The organism is Paraburkholderia youngii, from assembly GCF_013366925.1.
Taxonomy (GTDB): Bacteria; Pseudomonadota; Gammaproteobacteria; order Burkholderiales; family Burkholderiaceae; genus Paraburkholderia; species Paraburkholderia youngii.
Genome location: NZ_JAALDK010000002.1, coordinates 755,928 through 773,432, shown reverse-complemented (window position 1 = coordinate 773,432; position 17,505 = coordinate 755,928). Strand labels below are relative to the sequence as shown.

Below are 17,505 nucleotides of genomic sequence, written 5' to 3'. Positions count from 1 at the left end.
ACAGCACCCGAAGCGCATCGCGCATCGCCGCTTTACAGGGCTCAACTCTTATATAAGACATAAGACATTTGACCGTGGAGGGGTATTGCAATTAAAATCGCGATCGAAGCAGTGCCCGGCACAGCTTGGAGTGCCTAAAAAGCCTTTCCCTGAAACGCAAATACCAGCAGGTCCCCCATGCTTGAAAACTTTCGTGCTCACGTGGCCGCACGCGCCGCGCTCGGCATTCCTCCCCTGCCGCTGACGGCTCAGCAGACCGCCGAGCTGGTCGAACTCCTGACCAACCCGCCCGCTGGCGAAGAGCAGACGCTGCTCGACCTGATCACCAATCGCGTGCCCGCCGGCGTGGACGAAGCCGCCCGCGTGAAGGCAGGTTTCCTCGCCGCCGTGGCCAAAGGCGAGACCGCCTGCGCGCTGATCTCGCGCGCCCGTGCCACCGAACTGCTCGGCACGATGCTGGGCGGCTACAACATCCAGCCGCTGATCGAACTGCTGTCCGACGCCGAAGTGGGCACCGTGGCCGCCGACGCGCTTAAGAAGACCCTGCTGATGTTCGACCAGTTCCACGACGTCAAGGAACTGGCCGATAAGGGCAACGCCAACGCAAAGGCCGTGATGCAAAGCTGGGCCGACGCCGAATGGTTCACGAGCCGTCCCGAAGTGCCGCAAAGCCTGACCATCACCGTGTTCAAGGTGACAGGCGAAACCAATACCGACGACCTGTCCCCGGCCCCGGACGCGACCACCCGCCCGGACATCCCGCTGCACGCGCTGGCGATGCTGAAGAACGCGCGCCCCGGCATCACGCCGGAAGAAGACGGCAAGCGCGGCCCGGTCAAGTTCATCGAGTCGCTGAAGGAAAAGGGCCACCTGGTCGCGTACGTTGGCGACGTGGTCGGCACCGGCTCCTCGCGCAAGTCGGCCACCAACTCGGTGCTGTGGTTCACGGGCGAAGACATCCCCTTCATCCCGAACAAGCGCTTCGGCGGCGTGTGCCTCGGCGGCAAGATCGCCCCGATCTTCTACAACACGATGGAAGACGCCGGCGCGCTGCCGATCGAACTCGACGTGTCGAAGATGGAAATGGGCGACGTGGTCGAACTGCGCCCGTACGAAGGCCGTGCGCTGAAGAACGGCGAAGTGATCGCCGAGTTCCAGGTCAAGTCCGACGTGCTGTTCGACGAAGTGCGCGCCGGCGGCCGCATTCCGCTGATCGTCGGCCGCGGCCTGACCGCCAAGGCGCGTGAAGCGCTGGGTCTCGCTCCGTCGACGCTGTTCCGCCTGCCGCAGCAGCCGGCCAACAGCGGCAAGGGCTTCTCGCTGGCGCAGAAGATGGTCGGCCGTGCTTGCGGTCTGCCGGAAGGCCAGGGCGTCCGCCCGGGCACGTACTGCGAACCGAAGATGACCTCGGTCGGCTCGCAGGACACCACGGGCCCCATGACCCGCGACGAACTGAAGGACCTGGCGTGCCTCGGCTTCTCGGCCGATCTCGTGATGCAGTCGTTCTGCCACACCGCCGCTTATCCGAAGCCGGTGGACGTGAAGACCCACCAGACGCTGCCGAACTTCATCAGCAACCGTGGCGGCATCGCGCTGCGCCCGGGCGACGGCGTGATCCACTCGTGGCTGAATCGCATGCTGCTGCCCGACACCGTCGGCACCGGCGGCGACTCGCACACGCGCTTCCCGATCGGTATCAGCTTCCCGGCCGGTTCGGGTCTGGTCGCCTTCGCGGCCGCCACCGGCACGATGCCGCTGGACATGCCCGAATCGGTGCTGGTCCGCTTCAAGGGCAAGATGCAGCCGGGCGTGACCCTGCGCGACCTCGTCAACGCGATTCCGCTGTACGCGATCAAGCAAGGCACGCTGACGGTTGCCAAGCAAGGCAAGAAGAACATCTTCTCCGGCCGCATTCTCGAAATCGAAGGCCTGCCCGATCTTAAGGTCGAGCAAGCGTTCGAACTGTCGGATGCTTCCGCCGAGCGTTCGGCCGCCGGTTGCACGGTGCACCTGAACAAGGAACCGATCATCGAATACCTGAACAGCAACGTCACGCTGCTGAAGTGGATGATCGCCCAGGGCTACCAGGACCCGCGCAGCCTGCAGCGCCGCATCAAGGCGATGGAGCAGTGGCTGGCCGACCCGCAACTGCTGTCGCCGGATGCCGACGCCGAGTATGCAGCCGTCATCGAGATCGATCTCGCCGACATCCACGAGCCGATCGTGGCTTGCCCGAACGATCCGGACGACGTGAAGACGCTGTCGGACGTGGCGGGTGCCAAGATCGACGAAGTGTTCATCGGCTCGTGCATGACCAACATCGGTCACTTCCGCGCCGCGTCGAAGCTGCTCGAAGGCAAGCGCGACATTCCGGTCAAGCTGTGGGTGGCTCCGCCGACCAAGATGGATCAGAAGCAGCTGACCGAGGAAGGCCACTACGGCGTGTTCGGCACGGCTGGTGCGCGTACCGAAATGCCGGGCTGCTCGCTGTGCATGGGTAACCAGGCCCAGGTGCGCGAAGGCGCGACGGTCATGTCGACCTCGACCCGCAACTTCCCGAACCGCCTCGGCAAGAACACGAACGTGTACCTCGGCTCGGCGGAACTGGCGGCGATCTGCTCGCGTCTGGGCAAGATCCCGACCAGGGAAGAGTACATGGCCGACATGGGCGTGCTCAATGCCAACGGCGACAAGATCTATCAATACATGAACTTCGACCAGATCGAGGACTTCAAGGAAGTCGCCGACGGCGTGACGATGTAAGTGTGTTGTCGGGCTACGGCGTGTTGTTCGCGTCGTAGCGCCACGAAATGGCGCCGCGGGCTGAATGCCTGCGGCGCCATTTTTTTGTGCGTCGCAATGGGAATCAATAGAACTCGCGCATGGGTTGAGACTCTCTCAAAATTCCCCAAACCATTTCCTCGCAGATTTTCCTTCGGTCTGCTTGACATAGCCTTTCGTGGTGTTTACGATTCGTCCGTTTTCAACGATTGGGGCTAATGCCTTGGAACCCTGTAGTAGTCGATCTTCGAGCAGTTTGACCGCCTGACCGGCAGGACGTCCGCCCCATCAAGCCGCCGTCCCGCCATCAGGCGGGCCGGTGCGCGTCGCAGTATTCGTCGCAGTACCCCCCTCGCACCTTCAAATAGCTACGCACAAACCGGCGCCATTGCGCTCGTTCGTGCTTCCCGCGTTGCGCACTTCGATTCGCGCGGCGTTGTCCGTTCACGTCCGTACGGTCCTTGTAATCAGTACGGGTCTTGATTGAATAAACGCGCTCGTGCATCTGGCACGAGGAAGGAGCCCCTATGCCCGAAGGTGACTCTTGTCCCTTACCTCCATCCAGTTTTTCTTCCGCCTGAGCGGAGGCTGCACCGTTTCCCGTCACTCGAGCATTGAGCATTGACGTCATGGTTCAGGCCTTCGGCCAGGCAAACCGGAACGACGCTCCGGGCCATAGCCCGGACGGAGAAACATCATGCACTTCGCTCTTCTTGTATCGAACCTGCCTCATATTCAAGAGGCACGCCCGTACTATGACTCGCTGCTCACTCTGCGTACCGGCGAGCATCAAAACATCACATTGATCGGAAAGTGTTGGGCCGCAGTCCGCGCCCGGTTCCGCTGACTTTCTGCATTAAACATCAACCTTTTGAGGCCGCGACAGGGGTCGGCTAGCGCTCGCCCCTGCCCGGGATAATCCATGCAAAAACAACCCTCGCATCATCACGAATCTCGTCTCAGACAGAAGGGATTTCTAAGTGCATCCTCGTCCAGGGATCGCAACAGGATTTCCGCGCAGATTGCCAGCGAAGCCGGAAACAGCATCGAAGCCACCTTGCTGCATACGCAAAGCTCCGTTGACGGCCTGGTCGACGCCGATGCCGAACAGCGCCTGCGCAGCACGGGTCCGAACGAGGTCGCGCACGACAAGCCGCCACACGCGCTGATCCAGGTGCTGCATGCTTTTTACAACCCGTTTGTGATCGTGCTGCTCGTGCTCGCCGGCATCAGCTATTGCACAGACGTCTACTTTGCCGCGGCAGGAGATCGCGACTGGACCGGCGTGAGCATCCTGCTCACGATGGTCACGGTGAGCAGCCTGCTGCGCTTCTTCCAGGAATACCGGTCGAACAAGGCAGCGGAACGGCTCAAGTCGATGGTGCGGACCACGGCTACCGTCGTGCGCCGTGCGTCGAAGGCCGGGAAGTCGGTGAAGCGCGAGATTCCGATGTCCAATCTCGTGGTCGGCGATATCGTTACGCTGCAAGCGGGCGACATGATTCCCGCCGATATTCGCCTCGTCAAGTCGCGCGATCTGTTCATCAGCCAGGCCGCGCTTACGGGCGAAGCACTGCCGGTCGAGAAGTACGACACGCTCGGCGCCGTGATGCAGAAGTCGGCCGATGTCGCCGATGCGGGCCCGGCCGATCCGCTCGAACTGGCGAACGTCTGTTTCATGGGCACCAATGTGGTCAGCGGCACGGCAATGGCAGTTGTCGTCGCGACCGGTGCCGATACTTACTTCGGCGCACTCGCGAAGAACGTGACTAGCCGGAAGCGGATCGAAACGAGCTTCGATCGCGGCGTGAACAGCGTTTCGTGGCTACTGATCCGCTTCATGCTCGTCATGGTGCCCGTCGTATTCCTGATCAACGGGCTGCTCAAAGGTGACTGGCTTTCCGCTCTGACGTTCGCGCTTGCCGTCGCGGTTGGCCTTACGCCGGAAATGCTGCCGATGATCGTTTCGGCGAATCTTGCGAAAGGCGCTGTGGCTATGGCACGACGCAAGGTGGTGGTCAAACGCCTGAACTCTGTCCAGAACTTCGGCGCGATGGACGTGTTGTGCACCGACAAGACCGGCACTCTCACGCAGGACCGGATCATCCTCGAACATCATCTGGACATCGAGGGCCGCCGCGACGACCATATCCTCGAGCTGGCATGGCTCAACAGCTTCCATCAGAGCGGGCAGAAGAATCTGATTGACATTGCGATCGTGAGCCATGCGGAGGCGGCCGGCGTGCCACCCACGCAGGCCCACTTCGCGAAGGTCGACGAACTGCCGTTCGACTTCGTGCGCCGACGTCTGTCCGTGGTCGTCGAGCGCGCCGACGGCAGCCAACTGATGGTGTCCAAAGGCGCAGTGGAGGAGATGCTTGCAGCCTGCACGCAGGTGCAGCAGGGCGATGTCGTTTGCGAGCTCGACGAGGCCGCGCGCAGTGCGATGATTGTCAGATCGCAGGAATACAACGCGGAAGGCTACCGCGTACTGGTCGTCGCCACGCGCGAAATCTCGCGAGCCGAAGCGAAACCGCAGTACCGGAACGCCGACGAAGAGCGCCTCGTGGTTCGCGGTTTCCTGACCTTTTTCGATCCACCGAAGGACTCTGCCGCAGAAGCGATCCGCGCGCTGAACGAACATGGCGTGACGATCAAGGTGCTCACGGGCGACAACCCGATCGTGACGGCGAAGGTCTGCCGGGACGTCGGCCTTGATCCGGGTGTCCCGGTGCTGGGGCGCGACGTCGAGCAGATGAACGACGACGAACTCTGTGCGGCGGTCGAGTGCACGACAGTCTTCGCGAAGCTCACGCCGTTGCAGAAGGCCCGCGTGGTCAAGGCTTTGCAGACCAACGACCATACGGTGGGCTTCCTCGGCGACGGCATCAACGACGCGCCCGCGCTGCGCGACGCGGACGTGGGCATTTCGGTCGACACGGGCACCGACATCGCCAAGGAAACCGCCGACATCATCCTGCTCGAAAAGAGCCTGATGGTGCTCGAAGAAGGCGTCATCAAGGGCCGGGAAACGTTCGGCAATATCCTCAAGTACCTGAACATGACTGCCAGCTCGAACTTCGGCAATGTGTTCTCGTTGCTGGTGGCGAGTGCGTTCCTGCCGTGGGAGCCGATGCTCGCAATGCAACTGCTGGTCCAGAACCTGATCTACGACCTGTCGCAAATGTTCCTGCCCTGGGACAGGATGGACCCTGAATTCCTCAGGAAGCCCCGCAAGTGGGATGCCGGCAACATCAAACGTTTCATGATCTGGCTTGGGCCGACGTCGTCCGTATTCGACATCACGACCTTTTGGCTGATGTGGACGGTGTTCGGCGCCGGCGCCGCTTATCACGCCGATGGCGGCGGCCAGATCATCATGAATTCCGGCTGGTTCATCGAAGGTCTCGTGTCGCAGACGCTGGTCGTGCACATGCTGCGCACGCATCGGATTCCGTTCCTGCAGAGCATGGCAGCACTGCCGGTCACGCTGTCGACGACCATTGCGATCCTCGTTGGCTGCTGGCTGCCGTTCTCGCCATTCGCATCGGCGCTTGGGTTCCAGGCGCTGGATCACCGCTACTGGGGATGGCTCGTCGCGACCATCGCCAGCTACATGCTGCTTACCCAACTCGTCAAGACCGTCTATATCCGGCGCTATGGCCGGTGGTACTGACACGGCGATTCCGCTGACGTCCGGGCGCGTCAGCGGTTGATGCAGGGCGCGGCGGCAACCGCCTGCCCGCCCGTTCCATTCACGACTTTCAGGAAGATGGTTGCATGTCGACAACAACAAAAGCAGTCCTGGACGGTTTCACAGCTGGCGCAATGGCGCTTGCGGCTTTGACAACCAACGCACAAGCCCAGAGCAGCGTGACGATGTACGGTGAACTCGACACTGGCCTAGCATGGCTGAACAACGTGGGCGGTCATGCGCAGTACAAGGCAACGAGCGGTCTAATCGACGGCAGCTTCTGGGCACTCCAGGGCAGCGAAGATCTCGGCGGCGGCAACAAGGCCATTTTTATGCTCGAACGCGGCTTCTCGATCACGACAGGGGAGCAATTCGATGATCACCCGTCCTACGTCGGGCTGAGCAGCGACGCGTGGGGGACGGTAACGCTCGGCCATCAGTACGATTCGGTCCACGACTTCTTCGCTCCGGTAACACTGACGGGCGGAGCGGGCGGCACCGCGTTCGCTCATCCGTTCGACAACGACAACGCCAACAACTCGTACTTGGCACGCAACTCGGTGAAGTACGCGAGTCCGTCATTCGGCGGTTTGACCGTTGGCGGTATGTACGCACTATCGAATGCTGCCGGTCAGTTCGCAAACAACCGCGCGTATAGCCTTGGCATCAGCTACCAGAATGGTCCGTTCAACGCCGGGGCAGCGTGGCTGCATGCGAGCGGGCGTGGTGCGACCAGCACCGGTGCGTACGATGCGGTCATTGTGCCAGGCGGTGCTCGCCGCACGTTTGACGCGTTCGCGCAGACGCAGAACACATACGGTGTGGGGGCGAACTACGCGATCGGCGACCTTACGCTCGGAGCAGCGTGGTCGCGCTCCACATTCAGCGGTCTGGTCGATGCGGCCACCGGCAACCCTGCTCCTTCGGCGCAGTTCAACAACTACGAGGTCAACGCGCAATATCAGCTGATGCCGACGCTGTCGCTTGCCGGCATGTACAACTATACGAACGGTTCGGACCAGCACTGGCACCAGGCCGGCTTGCAGGCGGCTTACCTGCTATCGACGCGTACCGATACATACGTCGAGACGGTCTACCAGCGGGCCTCGACGGACGCGCCGGCAGTGATCAACAGCGCGGAGCCGTCATCCGGCCGTAACCAGCTGCTCATTGGCGCGGGAATCCGGCATCGGTTCTGATTGAACTGTCCACCAAGGATCGATACCCGGCCGAGGTCCGTCAACAGGGAGAACTGCGTGAATCAAACAGGCGAGACGAATGGGAGTGGCAATGTCATGCGACATGCGTTCATGATGCATGAGATACCGCGCTTGCATACGGTGCTTCACCTTATCGGCGACATCGCAGACGGACCGGGCCGGCCTGATGCCCTGGCGGAGATCGCCCGGTTGGCGCGCTGCGCGCTGGTCGTTTCAGTGCCGCCTGATCCTCGGATTGTCGAACGCGACGATGCATGCAGGAGTACGCTCAATCCGTGATGATCGAACGGCAAGGGACAGCGGTTCCACATCGCTGCGCCGCAAGCGAATCCCGAGTCGACAACGCGCGTCGAGCGCCCGACAATGTTTCACGAAACACGGTCGAACGGGCAGCAATCCGGTCATTTTTTCCCACCGCAGCGTGGCTGCTGGCGCCGATGCGCGATTATTTGATGCACGTTGTCCATCAGCATGCGGCCTGCGCGTCATTGTGATGGCGGCCGATGCAATTCATCCGCCTCAACCCCATGACGGAGGCTCAAATGGAATACCTGTTGATGATCTACTCGGAAGAAAACAGCTGGAACAAGATGACCGACAGCGAGCGGCAGCAAGGCGTTGCCGCCTATCACGCGTACACCGAATCGTTGAAGAAATCGGGCGCTCTGGTGGGCGCCAACCGGCTGCAGCACTCGAACACGGCCACCACGGTGCGGCTCGTCGACGGCAAGCCGCAGGTGCTCGATGGCCCGTTTTCCGATTCGAAGGAGCAACTCGCCGGCTACTACCTGATCGACGTGCCTAACCTCGACGCTGCGATGACGTGGGCGTCGCGCTGTCCCGGCGCGGCGCACGGCGTGATGGAGGTGCGCCCGGTCTGGACCGCTCCGTACGAAGCGCCGTCTGCATGAGCTCGTCCCGCGACGCCCGAGGCGATGACGGCGTCGCGCGGTCGATCGCCGAGGCGGTCGCTCGCCGCAGCTACGGCAAGCTCGTCGCGCTGCTGGCAATGCGCACGCGCGACGTCGCCGCGGCCGAGGACGCGCTCGCCGACGCATTCGCGGCGGCGCTCGCGGACTGGCCGGAGCACGGCTGTCCGGCGAGTCCTGAAGCGTGGCTGATGACGGTTGCGCGCCGCCGGGCGATCGACGGCGCGCGTCATCGCCAGGTCGGCGACGACGTGGCGAACCAGCTGCTGATTCTCGCCGACGAAATCGACGAGTGCTCGACAGACGCGTTGCCCGACCGGCGGCTGGCGCTGCTGTTCGCGTGCACGCACCCTGCGCTCGAAGCCCCGATTCGCACGCCGCTGATGCTGCAAGTGGTGTTGGGGCTGGAAGCGAAGACGATTGCGTCGGCGTTCCTGATGTCGCCCGCCGCGATGAGCAAGCGCCTCGTGCGGGCGAAGACCAAGATCCGCGAAGCGGGCATTCCGTTCAGCGTGCCCGAGCGCGAGGAGCTGCCCGGGCGGCTCGACGCGGTGCTCGAAGCGGTCTATGCGGCGTACGCGGAAGGGTGGACGGACCCGATCGGCGGCGATACCGAGCGGCGCGAGCTCGCCGACGAGGCGCTGTATCTCGCGCAACTGCTCGTCGAGCTGCTTCCGGAAGAACCTGAGACGCTGGGCCTGCTCGCGCTGATGCTGTTTGCACAGGCCCGGCGTGATGCGCGACGCGATGCGGCTGGCGACTACGTGCCGCTGTCGGCACAAGACCCTGCAACCTGGAACGCGCCGATGATCGAAACGGCGAACGCACTGCTGCGGCGCGCGAACGCGTTCAACGCAATCGGCCGCTTTCAGCTCGAGGCCGCGCTGCAATCGGCGCATGTGGATCGCTGCCGGACGGGGCGCCCGAACTGGGACGAGATCGTGCAGCTCTACGATGGGCTGCTTTCGATTGCGGCGTCGCCGGTAGTCGCAGTGAACCGCGCCCTCGCGGTGGCGGAGCGTGACGGCCCGCAGGCGGCGCTCGATGCGCTGGCGCCGTATGCGGACGATCCGAGGCTCACCGACTACCAGCCCTACTGGGCTGCACGCGCCAATCTGCTCGCGCGTGCCGGCGCGACGGCACAAGCCCTCAGTGCGTACGATCTGGCGATCGGTCTCGAGCGTGACCCGGCCGTGCGCCGGTTCCTGCAGCGCAAGCGGATGGAGCTCGCATCAGCGGGGAGTTAGCGGAGCGCGGTGCGCTGGCAACGACCCGCCGCGCCCGCGCCTGAACCTCATCGCTCCCGCTGCAACAGCCCCCAGCTAACGAGAATCGCCTGAATGCTGCGCGCGTAGCTGTCGCGCTCGCGCGGCGATTCCGAGTGATACGCGCCGATCGCGCGCCATGTGTTGCCGTAGCGCACCATCTTCTGCTTGAGCAGCCAGGCGGCCACGAAGATATTCACGCATGGGTCGGTGAGCGCGCGGTGCGGAATGCCCTGGCTCGCCAGTTCCGGAAAGTGGATCGAATTGATCTGCAATTGGCCCACGTCGATCGACCCGTTGGCATTGCGGTTGATGGCGGTCGCGTCGCCTTTCGATTCGCGCCATGCCACGGCGCGCAGCACGTGCGGATTGACGCCCTGGTAAGCGCCAGCCTTGTCGAAGCAATCATCGGCGCTCGGGGCGGCATGCGCGGACGAACTGCCGAGGACCACCAGCGCCGCCCAGGCGCAGATGGCCCACGATCGCAAAGGGCGGAGGGCGTTGCTCTTGGGCTGGTCCATGGGTCGGGGCTCCGGGTCCTGCTTTACTGCGCCAGCGCGGAATCGAGCTGCTGCTCGATATCCTTCAGATAGGCGCGCGATTCATCGGAGACGACGAGGCGCGGCGTCGGCATCGCGCAGTGGCAATCGCGCTTTTGCGTCTTTTTCTTGTTGCGCGACGTCGAGCGCGGCGCGGGGAGGTCGTCATCGTCGCCGGTGGAGGGCGGCAGCAGCGCGAGCGTGGGCAGCGGCGGGTAGACCTTGTCCGCGGAGGCCAGGGTGGCAGGGGGGGCGGCGGTTGCGGGCGCGCTGGCGGCGGGCTGGCCCGCCCACGCGGCCGAACTAAGGCATAGCGATGCCGCGGCGAAAGCGATCAGGCGCATCGTGTCAGCTCCCCGCACGTAGCGGCTGGATCGACACGCTGTACGTCTGGTTCGCGCCGGTCGTCAGGTTTTCGAGCGCGGGTTTGAGCCCCTGCTGCGGTACGCCCCGCCAGATCGCCTCGTTGATGTACTTGAAGTCCTGGCCCAGCGCCGTCACGCGGATCACCGTGGGCCGCTTCTGCGCGGCGGCGAGCGCGCCTGCCTTGGCGAGCACCGTAGCCAGTTGCGGATCGCGCGCGCCGAGTGCATCGGCGGGAATGTCGAACTTCATGATGACGTTCGACACCGCAGGTTTCTCGGCTTGAGCCGTAGTGGGCTGCTGCACTTGTGCGCAGCCTGTCATGAACATTACGGCAAGTAAGAGCACAACGCGCGTCACATCGGGTCTCCAAAGTTTCGAGGCGATGTACGCGTTTTCGGCTTCGGAAGCTGAGACTTGATACCTCAGAGCAAACGTTTGCGAAAAAGGAAGAGTTCGCTCTCCCGGTGCTGCTTCGCGGAAGGTCGCTGCGCGCACCGCCGTCTTCCAGCAAAGAACTTCTTACCTCGGCGGGGACGCCAAAGCAAACCCAATCCGGCAAACCGACTCACGCATAACGCGCGAGAAACATATCCACCGCGGCTTCCGCGATCCGCTTCTGCTCGCCGGCATCGAGCGGCACTTGACCCATCGCCACTTGCGGCCAGAAGGCAAAAGCCTTCACGAGCCCCTGCAACTGCAGTGCGGCGAAGACGGGCTCCCCGGTCTTGATGCGGCCGTCCGCGGCAGCCGCCCGGACCCACGCGGTCAGATCCTCCTCGCGCTCCCCCATGCGAGCGACCATATCGCGCGCGCGCTCCGGCGAATGGATGCCAGCCGCGATCGCCACCCGTGCCAGCGACAAGAAAGACTCGTCGTTAAGCAGGCTCAGCTTGCGCTCCAGCAGATCGAGCAACTGCGCGCGCAACGGTCGATCGGCGCGGTAGCAGGGCGCATCGCCATCGTGGGTCGCGTCCCACAGTTGCTGGAGAATCGCCGCGAAAAGTGCTTCCTTGCTCGGGAAATGGTTATAGACCGTGCGCTTCGAGACGCTCGCGCGGGTGGCGATGCGGTCCATGCTGGTTGCGTCGTATCCGGCCGCGAGAAATTCCTCGATCGCGGCGGTGACGATCGCGACGCGCTTTCGGTCAGTCAGACGTTGGGGACGGGCAGGCGATTCCATCCCCTAATTTTACACTGGTCAGTTTACTTTTCTTGAAAATAAACTACACTGCCGGGTGTACATTTTCTCAGAAAGGTCAACTTCATGACGTCGCTTCCCGCCTATGTCCGCCAAATGCTCGGCGTGAACGCCGCGCAACGCAGCCGCGCGAAGTTCGGCCTGTCGCCGCAGCATGACGGCGAGCGCTTTCGCAACGTCAAGCCGCGTCCGGCGCAAAGCCTGCGCAAAACGCTCGGGCTCGCGTGGACGGTGCTGTTCAACAAGCCGCGCGGCACCGTGCCGGCCGACGCGTTGCCCGTCGAAACGCTGACACGCGCGCAACTCGATGCGGCGCCCGATCGCAGCCTGTACCGGCTCGGTCACTCGACGATGCTGCTGAAGTTGCGCGGCAAGTTCTGGCTGACCGATCCCGTATTCGCCGAGCGGGCGTCGCCGTTCCGCAATCTCGGTCCCAAGCGCTTTCATGCGCCGCCGATCTCGCTCGACGATTTGCCGCCGCTGCATGGCGTGATCCTGTCGCACGATCACTACGACCATCTGGACCGCGAGACCGTCCTGATCCTGGCGCAGCGTACCGAGGTGTTCCTGACGCCGCTCGGGGTCGGCGACCGGCTCATCGAATGGGGTATCGACGCGGCGAAGGTCCGGCAGTTCGACTGGTGGCAGGGCACGGTGATCGAGGGCATCGAGTTCACCGCGACGCCGGCGCAGCACTTCTCGGGGCGCAGCCTGTTCGATGGCAACCGCACGTTGTGGGCGTCCTGGGTGATCGTCGATAACGATTTGCGCGTGTTCTTCAGCGGCGACACCGGCTACTTCGATGGTTTCAGCGCGATCGGCGAGCGCCTCGGACCATTCGACGTCACGTTGATCGAGACCGGCGCGTACGACGCGATGTGGCCATACGTCCATATGCAGCCCGAAGAAACCGTGCAGGCGCATATCGACCTGCGCGGCCGCTGGCTCGTGCCGATTCATAACGGCACCTTCGACCTCGCGATGCATCGCTGGCAGGAGCCGTTCGAGAGGGTGACGGGGCTGGCGCTCGCGCGCGGTGTCGCGCTGTCGACACCGCGCATGGGCGAGCGGCTCGATCTGACTGCGGTGCATCGCGGTGAACGCTGGTGGCGCGGGGTTGCGCAAACCGTCGCTGCGCCGAAGGCTGCGTGGTGGATTTGTGCGTCGTGCCGAGCCGGCGCGGAGGAGTCTTCCTGACGTCTTCCGGGTTAATTCTTCAGGTCGGCGAGAATGTGCTCCGCGAGAAAATCGCACACAGGTCGCTTCGAAGCCGCGCTTCGCGCCAGCACGACTTCGAGCGTGCCGATTTCCGGCAGGCCATTCGCGGCCCCCAGCAGCGAGAAGTGAGCCGGTACCGCGCACTTGGCCAAAGGGGTCACCGCGAGTCCGGCCTCGGCCATCGTCAGCAGACCCAGCAGACTCGGACTCTCATACGACGTTCGATACGTGATGCGCGCACGCTCGAGGCTCCGGATGGCCTTCTCTCGCGCGACGCTGCCGGGCAAAAACACGGCGATGGGCAAGGGCCTTTCGCGCCAGATCTCGGTCGCGCCCGGGGCGGCGGCCCACACCATCGGTTCGTGACGCAGGAACTCGCCGTGCAATCCTTTCACGCGCGTCGCGCAGACGAGATCGACCGTGCCGTCCTTCAACATCGGCTCGAGCGCGACGCTTGGCAGCCCCACCACCTGAATTTCCACCTTCGGATAGGTCGCCGAAAATTTCTTGAGGATCGGCGGGAACAGTGACGTCGCATAGTCGTCCGGCACGCCGATCACCACGCGCCCGGTCACGTCGGGCCGAACCACCGCTGCCCACGCTTCATCGCGCAGCGCGATCATCCGTCGTGCGTAGGTCAACAGCATTTCGCCGTCCTGCGTCGGCACCACGCTGCGAGGCTTGCGCACGAACAGCGCCTTGCCGAGCGCCGTCTCGAGCGTCTTGATCTGCATGCTCACCGCCGATTGCGAGCGATGCACGACCTGCGCCGCGCGACTGATCGTGCCGGCGTCCGCCACCGCGATGATCATCGACAGCACGTCCAGATCGAGCGCTTTCATTTCCGTTGCCATGATGGTTCGTATCAGAAAAGTAGATCGATTCCATCAATATTATGCGATTTTCTTTTGCCAGCACACCATCGATAGTGTCGCCAAAGGAGCCCTTTGATGAATGCACGTACCAGCCCATCGATCCTGGCCTCAGCCTATGGCGCGTCCGCGCCATCGTTCGTGACCACCGCATCGAGTGTTGCCATACCGTATGTCGAGTCCGGGAGCGGCGAGCCGATGGTGTTCGTGCACGGCTCGCTTTGCGACTATCGCTATTGGGACGCCCAGATGGCTTCGCTGTCTGGCCGGTTTCGCTGCTTCGCGCCGAGCTTGAGCCATTACTGGCCCGAGATCGATGCGTTTGGACACGGCGACTTCAGCTGGGAGGCGCACGTCGAGGAAATGGCCGGATTCATCACGGCGCTCGACCTGGCTCCCGTTCATCTGGTCGGTCACTCGCGTGGTGGGTGCGTGGCATTCCATCTCGCGCGCGCCTATCCGCGCCTCGTGAAAACGCTGACGCTAGCCGATCCCGGCGGCCCGCTGCAAACCGAACCGCGGGGGCAGCCCGCGTTCATGCCGCCGGCGACCAACGTGTTGCGCGCCCGGGTCGCGGAACTGATCGAGCGGGGCGAGTACGACGCCGGCTTGTCGATGTTCGTCGACTCCGTGAGCATGCCGGGGTACTGGAACAAAAGCCCGGAGAGCTTTCGTCGCATGGCGCTCGACAACGCGCTCACGCTGCCGAAGCAGTTGCTCGATCCGCTTCCGGCCTATACGCCGGAAGCCGCGCGCGATATCAAGTGCCGTACGTTGTTGATCGACGGCCAAAGAAGTCCCCGCATGTTCCGCAATACGGTCGATAAGCTCGAACAGTGGATCGAGTTTGCCGAACGCGAAACGATCGACGGTGCGTCGCATGGGATGAATGTCGCGAGACCGGATGCGTTCAACCGGGCGGTCACGACCTTCGTCGCGTAGCCCGGCCACGCATCGCGTGCCGCTCAGTGTTGAGACACGGCCAGCAAGGTATCGATCTTGTGATCCTGGGCCAGCAGCTCGGCCGCCGTGCTCGAATGAATCACCGAGCCGCGCTCCAGCACCACGGCGTTGTGCGTAATGCTCAGCGCCTTGCGCGCGTTCTGCTCGACCAGAATCACCGACAGGCCTTCGTCGCGGATGATCTCCGACAGGATGCGCATCAAGTCCTGCACGATGATCGGCGCGAGGCCTTCGAGCGGTTCGTCGAGCAGCAGCACCCTGGGATTGAGCATCAGCGCGCGGCCAATGGCGAGCATCTGCTGTTCGCCGCCGGAAAGCTGATTGCCCATATTGGCGCGGCGCTCCTCCAGGCGCGGAAACATCCTGTAGATGCGCGCCAGGTCCCAGGGACCGGGCACGGCGATCGCGCTCAGGTTCTCTTCGACCGTCAACGACTTGAAGATATTGCGTTCCTGCGGCACCCAGCCGATGCCGGCCAGCGCGCGCTGGTGCGGCTTGAATCCGGTGACGTCCTTGCCATCGAGCCAGATCCGCCCGCTAAAGCGACGCGTGTGACCGACGATGCTGTTGATCAGCGTGGTTTTACCCGTGCCGTTGCGGCCAAGCAGTGCGAGAGCCTGGCCGTGATCCAAGGCCAGATCGATGCCCGTCAGGATCCTGGCTTCGCCGTAGCCCGCGACGATTCCTTCCAGCTTCAGCAATTCAGACATATTCACCTCCAACCAGCTCCTCGCCCAGATACACGGCCTTCACGCGAGGATCGCGGGCGATGTCCGCGCATGCGCCCTCGGTAAGCAGACCGCCGCTCACCAGCACAGAGATGCGGTTGGCAAAGCTGAACACGAGGTCCATGTCGTGCTCGATCAGCAGAATGGTCACGTCGTCGGGCAATGCGGCGACCGTATTGAGAATCTCGCGGCGTTCGGCGTCGGGAACGCCTGCCACGGGCTCGTCCAGCAGCAGCACGCGCGGCTTTGCCGCCAGCGCCAGCGCGATTTCGAGCAGACGCTGCTTGCCGTAGGGCAGCACGCGCGTTTCGCGACTCATCACGTCGAGCAACTTGCACTGTTCGAGCAGCGAAGCGACCTCGTCCATGATTTCGCCGCGCTGGCCGAGCGCACGCCAGAAGCGCGCGCCCAGGCCGTCGCGCTCGGAGATCGCGACGGACAGCGATTCGGCCGGCGTCATTTGCTTGAAAAGCTGATTGATCTGGAACGTGCGGACGAGCCCGGCGCGAGCCCGCTTGTGCACGGACAGCGACGTGATGTCGTGGCCTTCGAGCTCGATGCGGCCCGAAGTCGGCGACAGCACGCCCGTCAGCTGATTGATCAGCGTCGTCTTGCCGGCGCCGTTGGGGCCGATCAGCGCCTGGCGAGCGCCTTTCTCGACCGCGATCGACACGTCATTGGTGGCGACGAGGCCGCCGAAGCGCTTGATCAGATTGAATGTTTGCAGTGCGATCGTCATGCTTTGCTCCCGCTGCGACGGAACCACGTCCACGGACGCACGAGCCGCTCGTGACCGACGATCACGATGATCACCAGCAGCAAGCCGATCCAGAACTGCCAGTATTGCGGCGTGATGTCCGCCAGCCGGTCCTGCATGAACCTGAATACGACCGCGCCGATGATGCCGCCATACAGATAACCCGCACCGCCGATCATCAGCATCAGCAGCACGTCGGCCGAGCGGTGGAAGTCGAGCACGTCGAGCGACGCGAAGCCGGTGGTCTGCGCGAGCAGGGCGCCGGCCACGCCCGCGTAGGCCGCGCTCAACGTATAGACGGCAGTTCGGCGCAGGTTGACCGGCACGCCCATGGCCGCCGCGCGAAGCGGATTCTGGCGGATCACCTGCAGCGACATGCCGAACGGCGACTTGACCACCGCGCGCGCGATCACGAACAGCACGAACAGCGTGACGATCGAATAGGTGTAGGCCACCTTGCCGAACAGATCGAACTCGATGTGACCAAAGAGCGGCACCATCGGCACGCCGGTCATGCCGTCGGCCCCGCCGGTGAGCCAGCCGAGCTTGTTGGCCAGTTCGTGCAGGATCGAGGCCACACCTAGCGTCACCATCAGGCGCGTGAGGTCCGAACCGCGCATCACCAGCACGCTGGTGACGAGGCCCGCCAGCGCCGCCACTCCGCACGAGAGCAGCATGCCCAGCAGCGGATCGACATCGAAGTACTTGGCCAGCAATGCAGCCGAATAAGCACCGAGACCGAAAAAGGCCGCATGGCCCAGCGACACGATGCCGGTATAGCCGAGGATCAGGTCCAGCGATACCGCGAACAACGCGAGGATCGCCATCTCGTTGAGCAGCAGGAAGTTATTGAGCGGCGTCACGCAGATGCCCAGCGCCACGATCCAGAAGATGATTTCCACCGGGCGCCAGCGCGACCACTGCCTGCCCATGCTGCGGACTTCGGGCACGATCGTCGATGCACCCATTTCGCTA

Annotated in this window: 16 protein-coding genes; 8 read left to right on the top strand and 8 right to left on the bottom strand. The window is 63.5% G+C overall.

Annotated elements, in window-relative coordinates; translation table 11 throughout:
- The first annotated feature begins 177 nt into the window (after positions 1-177).
- The 6 genes from acnB to G5S42_RS34830 all read left to right on the top strand — a co-directional run bounded on the left by acnB (position 178) and on the right by G5S42_RS34830 (position 9,871).
- Positions 178-2,763 carry a bifunctional aconitate hydratase 2/2-methylisocitrate dehydratase gene (gene acnB, locus G5S42_RS34855; RefSeq protein ID WP_176111292.1) on the top strand — a complete coding sequence of 862 codons (2,586 nt, stop codon included), beginning with the start codon at positions 178-180 and terminating at the stop codon, positions 2,761-2,763.
- 940 nt (positions 2,764-3,703) lie between these two features.
- Positions 3,704-6,457: a magnesium-translocating P-type ATPase gene (mgtA, locus tag G5S42_RS34850; protein WP_176111291.1), complete on the top strand. Its 2,754-nt coding sequence runs from the start codon at positions 3,704-3,706 to the stop codon at positions 6,455-6,457.
- 152 nt (positions 6,458-6,609) lie between these two features.
- Positions 6,610-7,674 (top strand): porin, encoded by a 1,065-nt coding sequence (locus G5S42_RS34845; protein WP_176111971.1) that lies wholly within the window; start codon positions 6,610-6,612, stop codon positions 7,672-7,674.
- 57 nt (positions 7,675-7,731) lie between these two features.
- Positions 7,732-7,974, top strand: a complete 243-nt coding sequence (locus G5S42_RS34840) for a hypothetical protein (RefSeq protein ID WP_176111290.1) — start codon at positions 7,732-7,734, stop codon at positions 7,972-7,974.
- Between the two features lie 263 nt (positions 7,975-8,237).
- On the top strand, positions 8,238-8,606 hold the full coding sequence (locus G5S42_RS34835) for a YciI family protein (RefSeq protein ID WP_176111289.1): 369 nt from the start codon (positions 8,238-8,240) through the stop codon (positions 8,604-8,606).
- The gene (locus G5S42_RS34830; protein ID WP_176111288.1) at positions 8,603-9,871 is read left to right on the top strand and encodes an RNA polymerase sigma factor; all 1,269 of its coding nucleotides are present in this window, start codon (positions 8,603-8,605) and stop codon (positions 9,869-9,871) included. Before G5S42_RS34835 ends, G5S42_RS34830 begins: the two co-directional genes overlap by 4 nt.
- Before the next feature lie 47 nt (positions 9,872-9,918).
- Here the strand turns inward: G5S42_RS34830 and G5S42_RS34825 are convergent, their stop codons facing one another.
- The 4 genes from G5S42_RS34825 to G5S42_RS34810 all read right to left on the bottom strand — a co-directional run bounded on the left by G5S42_RS34825 (position 9,919) and on the right by G5S42_RS34810 (position 11,974).
- Positions 9,919-10,410, bottom strand: a complete 492-nt coding sequence (locus tag G5S42_RS34825) for a lytic transglycosylase domain-containing protein (RefSeq protein ID WP_176111287.1) — start codon at positions 10,408-10,410, stop codon at positions 9,919-9,921.
- A gap of 23 nt (positions 10,411-10,433) precedes the next feature.
- Positions 10,434-10,772: a hypothetical protein gene (locus tag G5S42_RS34820; protein ID WP_176111286.1), complete on the bottom strand. Its 339-nt coding sequence runs from the start codon at positions 10,770-10,772 to the stop codon at positions 10,434-10,436.
- 4 nt (positions 10,773-10,776) lie between these two features.
- Complete coding sequence (locus tag G5S42_RS34815; RefSeq protein WP_026228832.1) at positions 10,777-11,151, bottom strand: hypothetical protein; 375 nt, start codon at positions 11,149-11,151, stop codon at positions 10,777-10,779.
- A 208-nt stretch (positions 11,152-11,359) separates the two neighbouring features.
- Positions 11,360-11,974, bottom strand: coding sequence for a TetR/AcrR family transcriptional regulator (locus G5S42_RS34810; RefSeq protein WP_176111285.1), 615 nt, complete (start codon positions 11,972-11,974; stop codon positions 11,360-11,362).
- Between the two features lie 84 nt (positions 11,975-12,058).
- Here G5S42_RS34810 and G5S42_RS34805 point away from each other — a divergent pair, with 84 nt between their 5' ends.
- On the top strand, positions 12,059-13,189 hold the full coding sequence (locus G5S42_RS34805) for an MBL fold metallo-hydrolase (protein ID WP_176111284.1): 1,131 nt from the start codon (positions 12,059-12,061) through the stop codon (positions 13,187-13,189).
- A gap of 11 nt (positions 13,190-13,200) precedes the next feature.
- Here G5S42_RS34805 and G5S42_RS34800 read toward each other — a convergent pair whose 3' ends face one another.
- Complete coding sequence (locus G5S42_RS34800) at positions 13,201-14,052, bottom strand: LysR substrate-binding domain-containing protein (RefSeq protein WP_176111970.1); 852 nt, start codon at positions 14,050-14,052, stop codon at positions 13,201-13,203.
- 108 nt (positions 14,053-14,160) lie between these two features.
- Between G5S42_RS34800 and G5S42_RS34795 the strand changes: the two genes are divergently transcribed.
- Positions 14,161-15,024: an alpha/beta fold hydrolase gene (locus tag G5S42_RS34795; RefSeq protein WP_176111283.1), complete on the top strand. Its 864-nt coding sequence runs from the start codon at positions 14,161-14,163 to the stop codon at positions 15,022-15,024.
- 23 nt (positions 15,025-15,047) lie between these two features.
- On the opposite strand, the gene G5S42_RS34790 is transcribed toward G5S42_RS34795, so the two are convergent.
- Genes G5S42_RS34790 through G5S42_RS34780 form a run of 3 tightly spaced genes read right to left on the bottom strand, consistent with a single transcriptional unit; the run spans position 15,048 to position 17,498 of the window.
- Positions 15,048-15,755, bottom strand: coding sequence for an ABC transporter ATP-binding protein (locus tag G5S42_RS34790; protein WP_176111282.1), 708 nt, complete (start codon positions 15,753-15,755; stop codon positions 15,048-15,050).
- On the bottom strand, positions 15,748-16,512 hold the full coding sequence (locus tag G5S42_RS34785; RefSeq protein WP_176111281.1) for an ABC transporter ATP-binding protein: 765 nt from the start codon (positions 16,510-16,512) through the stop codon (positions 15,748-15,750). Before G5S42_RS34785 ends, G5S42_RS34790 begins: the two co-directional genes overlap by 8 nt.
- Positions 16,509-17,498: a branched-chain amino acid ABC transporter permease gene (locus G5S42_RS34780; RefSeq protein ID WP_176111969.1), complete on the bottom strand. Its 990-nt coding sequence runs from the start codon at positions 17,496-17,498 to the stop codon at positions 16,509-16,511. The genes G5S42_RS34785 and G5S42_RS34780 overlap by 4 nt, the downstream gene beginning before the upstream one ends.
- Between the last annotated feature and the right edge of the window lie 7 nt (positions 17,499-17,505).

Coding starts and splice junctions, on each gene's coding strand:
- G5S42_RS34825 (WP_176111287.1), bottom strand. CDS start 10,410: ATGGACCAGCCCAAGAGCAACGCCCTCCGCCCTTTGCGATCGTGGGCC.
- G5S42_RS34820 (WP_176111286.1), bottom strand. CDS start 10,772: ATGCGCCTGATCGCTTTCGCCGCGGCATCGCTATGCCTTAGTTCGGCC.
- G5S42_RS34800 (WP_176111970.1), bottom strand. CDS start 14,052: ATGAAAGCGCTCGATCTGGACGTGCTGTCGATGATCATCGCGGTGGCG.
- G5S42_RS34830 (WP_176111288.1), top strand. CDS start 8,603: ATGAGCTCGTCCCGCGACGCCCGAGGCGATGACGGCGTCGCGCGGTCG.
- G5S42_RS34835 (WP_176111289.1), top strand. CDS start 8,238: ATGGAATACCTGTTGATGATCTACTCGGAAGAAAACAGCTGGAACAAG.
- G5S42_RS34795 (WP_176111283.1), top strand. CDS start 14,161: ATGAATGCACGTACCAGCCCATCGATCCTGGCCTCAGCCTATGGCGCG.
- G5S42_RS34845 (WP_176111971.1), top strand. CDS start 6,610: ATGGCGCTTGCGGCTTTGACAACCAACGCACAAGCCCAGAGCAGCGTG.
- mgtA (WP_176111291.1), top strand. CDS start 3,704: ATGCAAAAACAACCCTCGCATCATCACGAATCTCGTCTCAGACAGAAG.
- G5S42_RS34810 (WP_176111285.1), bottom strand. CDS start 11,974: ATGGAATCGCCTGCCCGTCCCCAACGTCTGACTGACCGAAAGCGCGTC.
- G5S42_RS34805 (WP_176111284.1), top strand. CDS start 12,059: ATGACGTCGCTTCCCGCCTATGTCCGCCAAATGCTCGGCGTGAACGCC.
- G5S42_RS34780 (WP_176111969.1), bottom strand. CDS start 17,498: ATGGGTGCATCGACGATCGTGCCCGAAGTCCGCAGCATGGGCAGGCAG.
- acnB (WP_176111292.1), top strand. CDS start 178: ATGCTTGAAAACTTTCGTGCTCACGTGGCCGCACGCGCCGCGCTCGGC.
- G5S42_RS34785 (WP_176111281.1), bottom strand. CDS start 16,512: ATGACGATCGCACTGCAAACATTCAATCTGATCAAGCGCTTCGGCGGC.
- G5S42_RS34790 (WP_176111282.1), bottom strand. CDS start 15,755: ATGTCTGAATTGCTGAAGCTGGAAGGAATCGTCGCGGGCTACGGCGAA.